Source organism: Chthoniobacter sp. (genome assembly GCF_040003245.1).
In the GTDB taxonomy this organism is placed as follows: Bacteria; Verrucomicrobiota; Verrucomicrobiia; order Chthoniobacterales; family Chthoniobacteraceae; genus Chthoniobacter.
The window spans coordinates 15,359-29,032 of sequence record NZ_JBDUCX010000067.1; the positions used below are offsets into that span (position 1 = coordinate 15,359).

Consider the following 13,674-nt stretch of genomic DNA (forward strand, 5'->3'; position numbering starts at 1 on the left):
AATTCCCCGGAGGCTGAGCCGCTGCCAACTCGCATCAGGCTGGCGGCGGTTCGCAGGCGACGTGTCAGAATTTTTGCTGGCGCGCTCGCGTGGATTGGCGAGCGCGGTGCGGAGCATCGAAGAGCGACGATCTGCGCCGCCCCCAAACGGAGCGGCAGGCCGGAGGCGCAGCACATTGCGTCGCCGGAGGCCGAGAGCGCAGTGTGGAGCGGCGCAGATGGTCGCTACCCCGCCCACACGCTTGGGAGTCTGCGCACGCGTGGGCGAAAGGCGGCGCGGGCGCAGTCTCCCGCGGCGACAGCCGCATCAGGAGGCGTTACGGAACCTCGGTTCCGTTGAGATGGGTGCGTCGGAGACGCCTTGGGCTCCGACCAGGGAAGAGGGAGCGCAGCGGACTCTTTCCTTCACAAGCCACGGACGAATCGACAGGCGCAAGTCGTGCTCAATCTTAGCCTACGTCCATGCGCCCGATCTTACCCACTCTGCTTATCTCCCTCGCTTTGAACCTCACTTGTCATGCCCGACTCGGCGAAACGCTCGAACAAGCCGAGGTTCGTTACGGTCTAGCGAAAAAGCCGGCCTCCACGCTTGCCACCCTGCTGGTAGAGGGCGCAAAGGAGTTCACCTTTGAGATGCAAGGCTGGCGAATCCGGTGCGGCCTCCTCCGCGCCACCGATGGCAGGGACTACATCGTCCGTGAAGAATACACGAAGATTTGGAACTCAGATGTAATGAAAGCGGGTGGCAGCCCGAGCATTAAAGATTTCGAGACCGAAGCGGTGCTGAAAGGCGAAACCAGTACTGGCACTTGGAAACAAAAAGCGCTCGCGAAATCCGGCGAAAACGGTCTCGCGACCCTGAGCAATCAACTCGTCCACAGTATGGGTATTCTCGGAACAGTTTGGGTGCGGAACGACGGGGCGGAGGCTCGCCTGACTTTGGGCAAAGCTTCGATCCTTCTGGAACTCCCCCAAGCGGTGAAATACGACGCCGAGATGAAGGCGATCAAAGAGGCTCGGGCGCGGTCTAACGTGCCCAAGTTCTGAACGGGCGATTCCCGTTCCACCGCCGTGGCGGCGCTGCGCTGCGACGGCATCCCGGCGGTGGAAAGCAAAGTCTCCGGCTGCGCGCACGCGCCCGATGGCAGCGGAGCACAGCCGGAGTCTTTGCGAGTGGTGGCGGCGGGGTTTACACCCGTGCGCCCTGCGCTTGCTGCTGCGCCGGTGGCGCAACCGTGCGATTGGTGCGCATCGCAAGCGAGACCATTGCTTTCTCCTGCTGCTCAGCCGGCAGATTCTTCACGAGAGTCCGATAGGCTTCCTTCATCTCGGGATTGTCATCGAGCTTCTTGAGGATGCTGGCGCGCATCTTTTCTTTGCGTTCCTCCTTCTGCACGGATTGAAGCACGAGACTGCGCTCCAACCGTTCGCGCGGCATCGCCTGGATATAGGACCACTCTTTGGGGTTCTTCTGGATGTAGGCGTCGATCTTCCCATTCACTTCCGCGTTTTCGCGGAACTTCTGCGGATCGTTCGTGATTGCTGGTGCCGAGGAGTCGGCAGGATCGGCACCGCCGTTGGCATTAGCGCCGTTTCCGTTGGTTCGTTTGATAGCCATATTGGTTAGTGAGAGGGTTCGATGGTGATGATGGGTTCGCGGAGCGCTTCGATGATCTCGCCGAGAAAGGTACTCGTGAGCTCGAAAGGACTTTCGTGTTCAACGGCAAGGCTCATCAGAAACTCCGGGCCGGGTGACAGGCCGAGTGTTTCTTCAAGCTCTTCGCTGGCTTCTGAATACCGCGCGAGTGTGCTCGGCGGCAGGTCGAGGATGACCGGTTGTCTGTTTGTGTCTGTGGTTAGCATAGGATTGAGATTGGAAAAGCGGGCACGGCTACCACTTGTCTTCGGCTCGCGGTTGCGGGCGATCCGGGGCTGCGGGTTTCCGCTCGCGGAGTTGGGTATCGAACGAGTCCATGCGCTCACGGAGGGCTGCCATGTCGCGCTTCAACGCGAGCCCCAACGTCGCGAGTTCTTGCGTCTGAGCGGCAGCTTTGGACATCTCGCCGAGCCGCTGATTGAGCGTGGTTGCCTGCTCCGTCACGGCACGCGTCACCGCGCGCTGTTTGTTCACTTCAGCGACGACGGCATCGTTGGCCGAAACGCTCGGCGCTGCCACGCTCTCGCGCTGAGCGGGCTGACTGGTGTTGCCCGGACGGAGATTCCATCCGGCGCTCGTCTCCACGCGATAGACCGGGTGGTCGTCATGCATGACCAAGGGGTCGCCTGGGTCCACGTAACGGCCGAATCGGTATTCGCGAAGTTGTTCGCCGGTGCGGAGCGCGGCGGCACTCACAGGCCGGCTAGGTGCGACTGCGACAGAGATGATTTTCCTCGGAGCGTGCGAGGTGCACGCGCTGAGCATGAGGACGGGGATGAGGACGAGTGGTTTCATAAATTAGCGACGGGGTTGAGGAGTGGACGAAGCGGGCATGCGCAGAGGCAGCGCGTTTCCGCGGAAGTTTGGAGACTGCGGGGTGGCGGGCGCGGCCTGAGCGGCTCCCCGCTCAGTGGGCGCAGTGACTTGCTGTGCGAGCGTACCGCCAATCTTGGCGTCGTCCTGGTCGAGCGTTTGTGTGACGTAGAGATAAAACTGCTTTCCGGCCGGAACCCGGACATAGAAGCCGTCCCTCTCGATGCTCGTAAGGATCTGCTGCGAATAGCGATCGAGCACACTCTGCGCACCCTTGAGCGGCGCGTTTTGCAAACTCGGCAGCGTGAATGAGCCGAAGGCCGACGTGTTCTTTTCGGTGAAGACATCCGCCGCTCCGCTGAGCAGCGCAGCCACGTAGAGCTTCACCTCGGCAAGGTCATCGCTCTTAAGGAGCCGACCGCGCAATCCAGCGCTGCCATCGGTAATTGCCCAAGTGCCGGTGTCCACCTCGCGCTCGTGATCGAGCGCCAATCCCGACACGTTCAACTCCTCGCCGTTCTGCCAGACGAGCGTCCAGCGTCCGTCGCTGGCGATGCGTTCACGCGCTCGGTCCACCTGCGCCGTGCCATGCACCTCCGTTCCTGCGGGAACGATGAGTTGCCCGTGATGGAAAATGTCTTCTGTGACCAGTCCGACGATCGGTGTGTTGATCGAGGACGAGTCCACGGTGATGACCAACTCGCACGGGATCAGCCTGCCGAACGGCGCAAAGTCTGCGCTGAACGTCTTGGCCTGGTTCTCCGGCGCAGGCGTCTCTGCGAACAAGCTGATTGGCGGCAATGTAGGCGTGGCTGCGGCCTGCTTTGCCGGCGCGGGCGCTGTCGCGCGAGGTGGCGTTCCGCTCGGTTGCGGCGGGTTGAACGGCGAGATGTTACGCTCGACCGTCTGTGTTATCTGCTGGCCATTCGCCGGCTTTGGCGTCACCGCGGTTGTGTCATCGGACCGGCCATTGGAGCCGCGCCGGCTGTTCACCAGGATTAGCACTATCGCCAAACCAAGGACGAAGAGTGTGAGCGCGCCGGAGGGCGAGCGAAGGAGATTGATAAAGCGACGTGGATTCATTTGGAAAGTCCGGTGGTTGGCAGTTCATCAAAGCCGCGCGTGGCCGCTTCCATCGCGGCATCGCGCCGCGAGAGCACGAAGGTGAAGTCGTTCTTGATCGAAAGGCCGTTGCGCCGTCCGCTTGGATTGCCGGTGATGGCGACATAACCTGTCGCGCCGCCGTGGGGTGCGATGATGCTGGAAAGATCGGAGAGTGACGGTGTGAAGACCTGCTCTCCGACGCGCACTTCCAACCGCTCTGGCTGATGCTCCAAAGGCTTGCCGCTCTTATTCGCGACGCTCAGTTGGAACACGAGCGTGTCTTGCTCTGGAAAACGGAACGCTTCCGTAAGCCGCACCTCATAGTCGCCGCAATCGGTCACGAGCGGCTTGGCGCGGCAGTCGCGATATTCCACATCGCGGACGACGTCCGGCTGATATTGCTGGAGCAGCGCGAATGCTTTCGCTTTGTCCAGAAGACCGAGCAGTCGATTCGGCGTGAGCGGACGGGTTAGAGCACTGCTCTTTTCGCTACCACCGCGCAGGACGAGCGAGTAACAAGGCTCAGCGCTCTCGTGTAGGTCGAAGACATAGGTCCGATTGTTCCAGCGGACATTGAGGTTCGTTGTCGCGCCCTTCGCCAGTGCCCGCGCGGAAAAGTAAGCCGTGCCCTTCGTGTGAGCGATCTGGAATACGCCTGGCGTTTTGCCGTCAGCAGTCGTGAGCGCGCCGTCGATCGCAGCGATGGGCGACGGAAACGAGATCGTCGTTACGCGCATTCCCGAAACCGGCACGGTATAGACCGTGTGATAATCAAGGACGAAGTCCTGCACACGCTGCTCGGCGGCTTGGATGCTGCCGAAGTGCAGCGTCTCGGCAATAAGGAAGAGACTAGCGAGACGGTTCATATTTGAAGTCCTCGATTGCGGTCGGGAAGCGCCCGTTCTCGACCATGTTGGGGTTGCGCCGCATCTTGAGCTTCAGCACGAAAGGCACGGCTTCGCTGAACGCCCGCTCTTGGAAGATGCCGGTGCGGATAAGCTGCCCGCTCACTTGCGTCAGCACCGCATCGGCGCGCGTCTCGATGAACTCGATGCGCGCAATCTCCGCTTTTTGGTGGAGCTGCTTCGCTTTGAATTCCGGCTCTTCTCCGTTCCACTGCTTGCGAGCCTTCTCGTGCGCGCTTTTCAGGAACATCTGTTTGAGCAGTTCCGGGTGGTCGAAGTCCTTCGGGTTGCGCTCCAGAAAGGCTACTGCCGCGAGAGTGCTTTGCTGAGCGTGAAGCTCCCGCGCTTCCTGAAACTGAAGCAGCGGAGAGACAAAGAACGTGCCCGCTGGATCAACGATCACGACACGCTCGCGCTCCTTCAGCGTGCGCGCCAAGTGAATGCGCTCAGCTGCGGCTCCGATGATCACCGCGACTGCGGTGAGGAACCAAAATCGCGCAAGGCGATCCTTGTCGATGAAGACGCGCGTCGGGTCAGTGGATCGTCTCTTGACGGATGGGCTGTGAATCGGCGGCGCGGTCTCGCGCAGCTCGGTGGATGTTGTCGTGGTCATAAAGTTAATTGCGGTGCTTTTGCAGAACCTCCCGGACGGCGTTGTCGCCCGTGGGGTCGTCCTTCTTCGGCTTGGGCGGACGGCGCGAGCCCGGCCGCTGGCTCGCAAGCGAGCCGAGCATATTGCCAAGGGGTGAATACGAGCTGCCGCTCATAGACGCTTCCGCCGCGCCGACGGTGCCCGCCGCTGCTCCGCCTGCGATTCCCGCGACAGCGGCAAGCGCACCTCCCCGGCCGCCGATGGCTGCGGCGGCTCCAGCTCCAGCAACCGCGCCCGCGGTCCCGGCCGTCACGGCTCCGCCTGCGAGTGCCTGGCCGATCTGCGTTCCCGTCGCGATTGCTTTTTGGATGATGATCGGCGCCGCGATCGTGCTGAAGATGAGCCAGATGCCGAGCACGGCGACGCCGATGAGATTTTGCAGCGCGTAGCCCGCCCCGCCCGGCGCAGCTCCCAGAGCGAAGAAGCTCTGGTCAGTCATGAAGTCGAGCAGCCCCTTGGTCATGATCGACGCCGCGCCCCATCCCAGCGGCCAACACAGCACTCCGACGAAGCCGAGCAAGTAAGAGACGCCGATGGAATGAAGCGTCCGCACCGCGAGAAACCCGATGAAAAGGGGGGCGAACCCGTAGCCGACGTAGAGGATGAACTTCTGCGCGAGATAGGCGTAGAAAACGATGACGCTCGCGAGCCATCCGACGAACCACATGATGCACGAGAGCCCGCTTTCAAAGATCGCCTGCGCATCAAGCAAATCCCACCATGACTTACTCTTGCCCGTGGTGCCCTTCTGCATGGTAAGCGCCTTTTGATACTGGGCCTGAACTGCGCCCGGATCGGCCTGCAACGTGGTCTTCACCGTGGAGTCGATCGCCGTCGCGACCTGATTTCCCCACGTCAGCAGCGAAGCAAGCACAGCAACATAGGCGGCAGTCCTTGCAACAGCGCGCAGATAGGCGCTCGCGCTACGCTGCCCACTCACGGTCGATGAAATGATGCCGACGACGAAGAGCACAATGGCGACTGGCGTAAGCACGCGATTCAGCTCCGCGCATTGGTTGAGGAAGTTGGGAAAGAGTGTGTTAAAGTCGTTCATGGCATTAGGTCTCGTGACTTATCGGCGGGCTGGGACCGCAGGCGCGGAGGCGTCGATCTGGAAGGTCTCGCTGTAGCGCCGGAAGCCTTCTTCCATCTGCGCCTGCCGTTCCTCACGACGGCCCTGTTCCTGTCGCTCGCGGTCAGCGCGATTCTCGATGTCCTGTGTCGCGACCTGCGCCGCGGCCTGGTCGATTTCGCGATCGACCGCCGCGAGTTCGGCGGATTGACCTACGAGCACTCCAGTTAGCTTCTGCGTCTCCGCATCCGTGGTCGCGGATTGGAGCTGCTGCGTCGTGGTCGCGATGTTCTGCCGCAACGATTCGCGGCGGGTGTGCACATCGTCCGTGACTGATTGGAAGTTCTGCGACCCCTGCTGGATCGCGCCAAATTTCCGATACAGCTCCTCAGCGCGTGGCACCTGTGCGCCAGTGGGCGTCTGGAAGGTGGAACCCAAGCTTTGGTAAAGGCCCTGCGCGTTATAGCTGAGCGCCTGCACCCCATTGGCGACCTTCTGAATCTCGCCGATGGTCTGTCCCACTCCGCTTTGCTGAAGGCTGCTGATGAGCTGATCCGCGCCGACGATGCTGAGGAGCTTCTCAGGATCACCGAACGCTTTCACATAAGCCTGCACCTGCTGGAGCTGCTGGGTCAGCGTATTGATCTGCTGAACTTGATTCTCGAGCGATTGAACCCACTTGGCGATGTCCTCCAAGTGCATCTCCTCCGCGAGCACGTCGGAGACAGGATCAGTGACGACATACTGCGCCGAGAGCAGCGGTGCCGTGGCGACAAGCGCGATAAGAGTATGGATGAGTTTCATAATTCGAGTGGGTTATTCCTGAATGCGGAGAGTGGCGGTGGCGGGCGCGAACGTGACGCCATTGACCTGCCGTTCCGGCAGCGGCACCTCAAACAGCCGAAGATGCGCGGCTTCATCGGATTGCGGAGAGAGGCGCTGCCGATCATTCAGCGCCTGAAATTGCCGCTTGGCGGTATCGCTCTGCCCTTTCTCGTATCCCGAGAGATAGGACTTCTGCTGCGCCGCACTACTCCCCGCTTGGAGAGCTTCACTGACGAGCACGCCAGCTCCCGCGCCGAGCGTCGTCGCCAGCGGATTACCTTTTTCGAACGTATGGCCGATCAGCGCGCCGCCAGCCGCGCCAGCGGTGTTACCGATGATGCGCGTGGGACTGAGCCCCGCACAGCCGCTGAGCAGCGCGCACGCGAGGGTCGAAGTGAGGAAAGTGGGTCGTGATTGCATACGACCGTTCTACGCCGCCTTTCCGCCACCCCTGCGCCCGCGCGAGCGCAACTGGCGTCGTTCCCCGTCAGTCGTGCCTTTGTTGCGCAAATCGCTTCCGAAGCTTCGGGCTCTTCTTGTCCCGGACTTCAGAAAGCATCATCTTCTTCGGACGTGGATGCCATTTTCTTTCAAGAATTCATCGCACCGTATCTTCTCGGCGTATCGCAAAACGCCCTCGTTGGTGCGGTGACGGCATGGGGCCAGCAACGAGATACGAATCGAGAGCAAGCTGAGCGAGCGGTAGAGAACGAGCGAGAGCGCCTCAAACCCCTGATCCAGCGCATCGAACAGAAGTTGCTCGAGACGCTCGCATCTTTACCTGCCGACGAGGAGGCGGCGCGATTGTTGGCGCGCGAGGTGGATGATCCCGTTTTCCTGCGATTGCTTGCAAATCAGATTAGCCTTTGCCGCCTCGAGGCGGAGCCATTCATGGACAGGTGGATTTCTGAACGGCCCGACTTGGGAGCGCAACGGCCGATGCTCGCGCCATTCATCCAGCACTTTCTTGATGCGCTGGCTTCCGCAATCGCGAGCGACACGGAAATCAGTCGGCGCATTCAAATGCAAATGCTCGCCCGGCTTGATACTCGCGCAGAGCGTATGGAGGCGGCCCTTCTTCCGCCGACGGCAGTCGGGCCACAGCCTATGGCAATCCCGGCGTTGGAACAACTCCAGCAAGCGTGCGCGACAGCTTCGCAAGCTCTGCTCGCCTGGCCGACGAGCATAGATGGCGAGAGAATGGAATCTCCAGCTTTCGCGCAATTGGTAGAAGCCCGTCAGCCGGAGCAATCGAATGTTCAGCTTTTGCTCGGTGAACCTGGCAGCGGAAAATCAGCGCTCTTCGCGCTGCTCGGTCGCTGGTTTCTCGAACGCGGTGCTTCGGTGCTCGCTATCAAAGCGGACCTGCTGCCTCAATCAGTGGATTCCGTCGCCAAGCTTGGCTCGCATCTTGGCTTGGGTGAAATGCCCAGCGTCGCGCTAAGGCATCTGGCGCAGACGGCTCCAGCGGTCGTCCTTGTCGATCAACTCGACGCGCTTGCCGATCTTGTGGACGTGCATGGGGGGCGATTGAATGCGCTGCTCCAGTTCATCCGGGAACTGGCGGGCGTAGAAAACGTGCGTGTCATCGCGTCGAGTCGTGAAGTTGAGCACCGCCACGACGCACGGCTGGCGGCTATCGAAGCCGAACCTGTTCAACTTCCGCTGCCCGAATGGGGCGAAGTTCTGGCACTCCTCGAAAGACGTGGAGTGCCTGCAAAAGATTGGCCGGAGGCGTTTCGCGAAATCTTACGACGACCGCAGCAGCTCGCGATTTTCGTCAAACTGGTGAGTTCGGGAGAAGAGATGCCTGTATTTACATCCTATCAGCAGATGCTGGAAAGACTATGGGGCCAGTGCGTGACCAATGCCGCTGGGCTGCCGGGTCGCGCCGATCTTCTGCGCGATCTTGCACGGCGAATGGCTGCTGAGGAAACGCTTTGGCTAGCTCGATCCCGATTTGATGATCGTGCCCCGCAGGTGGAGCAACTCATTGCCGCGGGCATTCTCACAACGGCCGAAGATGAGCGTCGACTCGGCTTTCAACATCAAACGGTGTTTGATTTTGCACTCGCGCGTTCGTTCGCTGCCGAGGGTCAGACACTCACCGATTTTGTGCTGGCCCGGCAGCAATCGTTATTTGTCCGACCTCGGCTGTGGAGCGCGTTAGTTTATTTAAGAGGGGCCGAGCCACACACTTATCGCCGGGAATTCGCAGCTTTATGGCAACGGCAGGACCTAAGATATCACGTCCGCCTCCAACTCGTGGAATTCTTGGGGCAGCTCGAAGACCCAGATCACCGCGAAGAGGATTATCTGCGGGCGGCGCTAGCAGATCCTGCATCGCGGCAGACAGGGTTAATCGCGATTGTGGGGCGACGTGCGTGGTTCGAGCGGCTTTCGCCGGATGTTCTGCCTCGCTTGATGGGGGAAGGGAATAGTCTAGGTGCAGCTCTCACTGAAGTGCTGAGCGTTGCCGCAAAACAGAACGCGCAAACTGTGCTTGTCTTGCTACGCGATCATTGGATTTCCCGCGCTGATATGGACTGGTGGACGGCGAGCGTGCTCACCAATATTCAGCCGTGGACCGCAGACGCGACGCACCTCGCCGAGATTCTAGCGGGCCGTGATTCGACGAGTGTTAGCCGACTCTTCGACGTGATCAGCTTTGCGGCGGAAACGGATGCTGCCTTGGCGGTGCCAATCTTCGCGGCGTTTATGAGGCGCATTGTCGCCGAAGTTGAAGCTCTCTCGGGGGCGATCGAAACTAACGGCGATGCGAGCCCGGAGGCTCGACTGTTTCGGGACAGCCCCAGACAACGCGCGGCGAACAATGCTCTCCAGGGGAATACGGATTGGCCCGATCTCAAACCAATCGCCGAGTCGGCCCCAGGCGCTTTTATCGAGAACATTTGGCCGCTCTTCCTTCGACTTCTCGCAGCGATGGATGAAAAAGACGACGCGACCGACAACGCTTTCCGTCGGGAATACGGCCTTGGACTGAGTGTGCGCGACGGCACGGCCCCGCTGCTAGAAGCGATCGAGATTGCCGCTGAATCGCTCGCTCGCACAGATTCCGAACAGTTTGCGGATTTTTTGGAAACCGCGGGGCAACTGAACTCGATGACCGTCCAGCGAGTCCTCGCCCGCGGCCTCGCCGGCGCCGCCGCGCGGCAACCTTCGCTCACGTTGGGCTTCCTGCTGAGCGACAGGCGCCGATTCAAACTCGGCGACTACAACGGTGAACACCGTGATTCCGGAGCACTCATTTCTTCAGTCTGCCCGCATCTCAATCGGGAACAAGTTCAAGCATTGGAGCAAGCCATCGCTGGATGGGAGCCCCTGCGTGTCGCGCGGCCGGACATCGAGCCTGAAAGGCTTGAACGTTGGACGCGCAAAGGCCGATTGCGACTTTTGAGATACATCCCTGACGAACTTCGTTCCCCTGAAATCGCGGCCTTCATCGCAGCGGAGGAAACGACGTTTCCTGACCTCTCTCAGGAGGACGGGATTTCGATGTCACCTATGCGCGAGATCGGTAGTCCAATGTCCCCAGAGACTATGGAACAGGCGTCGGATGAGGAAATCCTCGCGACACTTGCCGAGCTGCCGGACAGCACCGAATGGGAAAACCCGAGGGACTTCTTTCAAGGCGGCAGCATTCAGGTGTCCCGGGCGTTTGCTGAACTGGCTAAAAGGCAGCCAGAACGTGCTTTTGCGCTCATCAGTCGGCTTGACCCCGCAGAGCACACACGCCCCGCTGCGTATGCCCTCGAAAAGCTCGCCGAATCAGAAGTTCCAAGTGAACAACTCTTCGCGTTCGTCCGTGCGTTGAATGCTCGCGGGTTCCGAAATGTAGAGTTTCGCGTTGGTGCAGCCGACGCTGTCCGGAAGAGGCTCAAGACGGGCGAACCAATTGCAGACGACCTGTTCGCGATGTTTGAGCAGTGGCTCCCGGAGATCGTTGCGGAGACCGTGCGTGACGAGTCGGAAGAAAACGCTCGCGAAGAGGAGCGCACGACCACCCTCCTGTGGCAATCAGGATACTCGTGGACCGTGCCGCACGGAACCTACGCTGTGCTCAGCGTGCTCGACGCTGCGTGCCGGGTCGCGCGGCAGCCCGACCGGTTCCTCGCTCTCGTCCAAGCTCACCTCAAACGTCCTGAGCGTGTGGCAACATGGCGGGCACTTTGTTGGCACCTCGATTTGCTCGGCTACGCGGATCGTCGAGCATCGTCAGCTTTTCTCGAAGAGCTATTTCAACGCTTTCCGAGAGTTCGAGACAGCGTCGCCGGTTACCGTGCTATCGCAGAGGCATTTCGGTGGCTTCCACCGGAATCAGTTCGCTCGATCCTTGAGAGCGTGCGCGCATCAGAATGGTCGTCGAGTGCGCGTGGCTTTGGCGAATTATTGATGTATCGCCACGTCTTTTGGGATGACGAATGGGCTGCGGTAACTATCACACACCTGCTGGCTGATCCCGCCACCTCGCAAGATGTCCTTACCGGGCTTGCCACAACGGCTGCACACGCTTTTACGGAACCCAGCGTGCGATCCAAAGCGGTTCGCGTTTTGGAAGGAGTCATCCCTCGTGCCAATGAAGCTACAGCCGTCGAGGCACTGGGTTTGTTCAGCTTGATGCCGCGGCTCGATCCCAATCCCGAATTGCTTGGAGTGTTGAACACGTTCCTCGGGCATCCAAACGCCCTCGTTTCGCACGCATTGGGGCCGCTGGTGGAACGGTTGCCTGACTTCATTCCCACTCATTCAGCGCTCGCAGCGGATCTCGCCGATACGATTCTCGACCGCCACGGGCAAACATTGCTGGACATGCGCACAAGCTTTGCCGCTTCGGCGAGTGAACTCATCAATCTCGCACTCACGCTCCATCGGGACGAAGGTGTTGGCCGCGAGCGCGGTTTGACCCTTTTCGAGCGACTCCTCGCATTGAACGTGGCTGGCACGCGTCAGAGTTTGCTAGCAGTCGATGCCCGACCCGTGGCGGGGGCTCCATTCCGCTTCCGGCGGCGGACGCGCCGCGTTCCGCGCGGGCGAAGGCGATGAGATCCGCGGAAACTCGATCGGGGGAGTATGGATTGTCACACTTAGATTCTGAGAGCGTCCAATTGGGCTAAGCGCAAATCGCTTTCGGGGTTCGGATACTGCGACAAACCGGTTCAGGCATTCGCGACGATCGCGTGGATAACGTCGCCACTCCCGCGGAGCTGTTTCGCCCTCTCGTCGAACTGCGCGCCACTACTCCCGCTGACGTAGAGCATTTCATCGGATGCAACATTGTGGGCCGTGCCGCAGATGGGGTTCTGGGCGTCGGAGTGGAGGTAGGTGAAGGCGGCGAACTTGTCTTCGCCGCTTTGCTGGTCGGGCAGCGGATAGGAGAGGATGGCGTGCTTGGTCACTTCGGTGAGGCCGATGTCGCGGCCCATGTCGTCGAGGTCGGCGCGGTCGTTCTGGCGCATGAGGAAGAACTGGCGCGAGTTGCCGAAGACGGCGGAGCGGATGCGGCTTTCTTTGAAGCGGGCGTATTGCTGGACGATGGAGATGTTCCAGCAGTTGAACTTCCGCATCTGTGCATAGCTTTCCTTCACGATCTGCTCGCCGCCGGGGATGTCGAGGAGGCGGGCGACTTCTTCATAGACGTTCCGCTTCCGCAGTCCGCGGGGCATCGTGATGATGTGCTGGCGGGTGTAGTTGGTGATGAGGAAGCCGGCGACGGCGCGGAGGAGTTTGGCCGCTTCGGGAATGTAGCCTAACTCGAAGTGCGCAATCTTGCCGGTGAGCGAGATGTTGCTCTCGCCGTCGAGCAGACAGCCGTAATTGCCGCCCGCGCACCACGGGAGGAGGCGGGTAGCGAGGTCTTCGGCAGTCGCGTCGGAGGATTCGAGCTGGAGCAATTCCTGGAGCATCCGGTGGGTGGGATATTCGGAGGGCGCGAAGTAGGCGAAGGCAAGGTTGCGGACTTCGCGTTGCGTCGCGGACTCCTTGAGGAAGCGCATCACATCCTCCTCGTCCAATGCACTGAGCGACGCAGCGGCGGCGTCAGGCTCGGCGCGCCGCCAATCGCGCAAATCCACAAAGGCATCAAGCAGGGTCATCCCTGGCCGGGCTTTGCGGAAGCGTGACAAGGCGCAAGCGTGCCGGGCGACTTCCAATACGCGCTCTTCGTTGACCTTGCTCCACTCGGTGAATACGTCGTCGTAAAGAAGCGCGATGTATTTGGCGAGTTGCGCCTCACGTGCGAGTTGCTTGTCCTCATCGTTGCTCACGCCGACGATTTTCGCGACGAGGGCCATCGCGGAGGAAAGGTGCTCGGCGCTGAGTGGCAGCCCGTGGGTGTCGAGGTAGTTGATCGTCAGGTCGCCGTCAGGCTGGATGATGATCGGGCGTGCGTCTGGGGCGACGGTGCGCGTGTAGATCTCATACGAGAGCCCTTCCTCGATGATGACCGTATAGTCGTAAAACGCTTCCGTCTGACTGAGCAGGTCGCAAACGGTGACGCTCTTTCCCGCGCCACTCATCCCGAGCAACACGGCGTGCTGCGGCGTCTCGTTGCCGCCACTCCCGGCGAATGTCTTAACGCCGACAAGATTGCGCGAACTGCCATCGTAGAGCGCCTCCGCATTGGCGAG

At 60.7% G+C, this 13,674-nt stretch carries 11 protein-coding genes and 1 pseudogene; 2 read left to right on the forward strand and 10 right to left on the reverse strand.

All coding sequences use genetic code 11. The features are described from left to right. The first annotated feature begins 461 nt into the window (after positions 1-461). A complete protein-coding gene (locus tag ABJF10_RS11500) occupies positions 462-1,046 on the forward strand; it encodes a hypothetical protein (protein ID WP_348544712.1) in 585 nt (194 codons plus the stop codon). Between the two features lie 142 nt (positions 1,047-1,188). On the opposite strand, the gene ABJF10_RS11505 is transcribed toward ABJF10_RS11500, so the two are convergent. The 9 genes from ABJF10_RS11505 to ABJF10_RS11545 form a co-directional block, all read right to left on the reverse strand. Beyond that, on the reverse strand, positions 1,189-1,617 hold the full coding sequence (locus ABJF10_RS11505; protein WP_348544713.1) for a hypothetical protein: 429 nt from the start codon (positions 1,615-1,617) through the stop codon (positions 1,189-1,191). Between the two features lie 5 nt (positions 1,618-1,622). Next, on the reverse strand, positions 1,623-1,862 hold the full coding sequence (locus ABJF10_RS11510; RefSeq protein WP_348544714.1) for a hypothetical protein: 240 nt from the start codon (positions 1,860-1,862) through the stop codon (positions 1,623-1,625). A 28-nt stretch (positions 1,863-1,890) separates the two neighbouring features. After that, complete coding sequence (locus ABJF10_RS11515) at positions 1,891-2,451, reverse strand: hypothetical protein (RefSeq protein WP_348544716.1); 561 nt, start codon at positions 2,449-2,451, stop codon at positions 1,891-1,893. Positions 2,452-2,454: 3 nt separating this feature from the next. Next, positions 2,455-3,552 carry a TrbI/VirB10 family protein gene (locus ABJF10_RS11520; protein WP_348544717.1) on the reverse strand — a complete coding sequence of 366 codons (1,098 nt, stop codon included), beginning with the start codon at positions 3,550-3,552 and terminating at the stop codon, positions 2,455-2,457. Beyond that, a complete protein-coding gene (locus ABJF10_RS11525; RefSeq protein ID WP_348544718.1) occupies positions 3,549-4,439 on the reverse strand; it encodes a hypothetical protein in 891 nt (296 codons plus the stop codon). The genes ABJF10_RS11520 and ABJF10_RS11525 overlap by 4 nt, the downstream gene beginning before the upstream one ends. Continuing rightward, positions 4,423-4,947: a hypothetical protein gene (locus ABJF10_RS11530; protein ID WP_348544720.1), complete on the reverse strand. Its 525-nt coding sequence runs from the start codon at positions 4,945-4,947 to the stop codon at positions 4,423-4,425. The genes ABJF10_RS11525 and ABJF10_RS11530 overlap by 17 nt, the downstream gene beginning before the upstream one ends. A gap of 148 nt (positions 4,948-5,095) precedes the next feature. Next, positions 5,096-6,103, reverse strand: coding sequence for a hypothetical protein (locus ABJF10_RS11535; RefSeq protein WP_348544721.1), 1,008 nt, complete (start codon positions 6,101-6,103; stop codon positions 5,096-5,098). A gap of 99 nt (positions 6,104-6,202) precedes the next feature. Further along, positions 6,203-7,006 carry a hypothetical protein gene (locus ABJF10_RS11540; protein WP_348544722.1) on the reverse strand — a complete coding sequence of 268 codons (804 nt, stop codon included), beginning with the start codon at positions 7,004-7,006 and terminating at the stop codon, positions 6,203-6,205. A 12-nt stretch (positions 7,007-7,018) separates the two neighbouring features. After that, complete coding sequence (locus ABJF10_RS11545; protein WP_348544723.1) at positions 7,019-7,447, reverse strand: hypothetical protein; 429 nt, start codon at positions 7,445-7,447, stop codon at positions 7,019-7,021. Here ABJF10_RS11545 and ABJF10_RS11550 point away from each other — a divergent pair. After that, positions 7,442-12,091, forward strand: coding sequence for an ATP-binding protein (locus ABJF10_RS11550; protein WP_348544724.1), 4,650 nt, complete (start codon positions 7,442-7,444; stop codon positions 12,089-12,091). The genes ABJF10_RS11545 and ABJF10_RS11550 overlap by 6 nt on opposite strands. Before the next feature lie 113 nt (positions 12,092-12,204). Here the strand turns inward: ABJF10_RS11550 and ABJF10_RS11555 are convergent. Continuing rightward, positions 12,205-13,674 (reverse strand): annotated as a pseudogene (locus ABJF10_RS11555) (hypothetical protein); the annotation flags it as partial.

Bases quoted from the DNA above. Each gene is read 5' to 3' on its own strand.
- ABJF10_RS11500 (WP_348544712.1), top strand. From the start codon at position 462: ATGCGCCCGATCTTACCCACTCTGCTTATCTCCCTCGCTTTGAACCTC.
- ABJF10_RS11505 (WP_348544713.1), bottom strand. From the start codon at position 1,617: ATGGCTATCAAACGAACCAACGGAAACGGCGCTAATGCCAACGGCGGT.
- ABJF10_RS11510 (WP_348544714.1), bottom strand. From the start codon at position 1,862: ATGCTAACCACAGACACAAACAGACAACCGGTCATCCTCGACCTGCCG.
- ABJF10_RS11515 (WP_348544716.1), bottom strand. From the start codon at position 2,451: ATGAAACCACTCGTCCTCATCCCCGTCCTCATGCTCAGCGCGTGCACC.
- ABJF10_RS11520 (WP_348544717.1), bottom strand. From the start codon at position 3,552: ATGAATCCACGTCGCTTTATCAATCTCCTTCGCTCGCCCTCCGGCGCG.
- ABJF10_RS11525 (WP_348544718.1), bottom strand. From the start codon at position 4,439: ATGAACCGTCTCGCTAGTCTCTTCCTTATTGCCGAGACGCTGCACTTC.
- ABJF10_RS11540 (WP_348544722.1), bottom strand. From the start codon at position 7,006: ATGAAACTCATCCATACTCTTATCGCGCTTGTCGCCACGGCACCGCTG.
- ABJF10_RS11545 (WP_348544723.1), bottom strand. From the start codon at position 7,447: ATGCAATCACGACCCACTTTCCTCACTTCGACCCTCGCGTGCGCGCTG.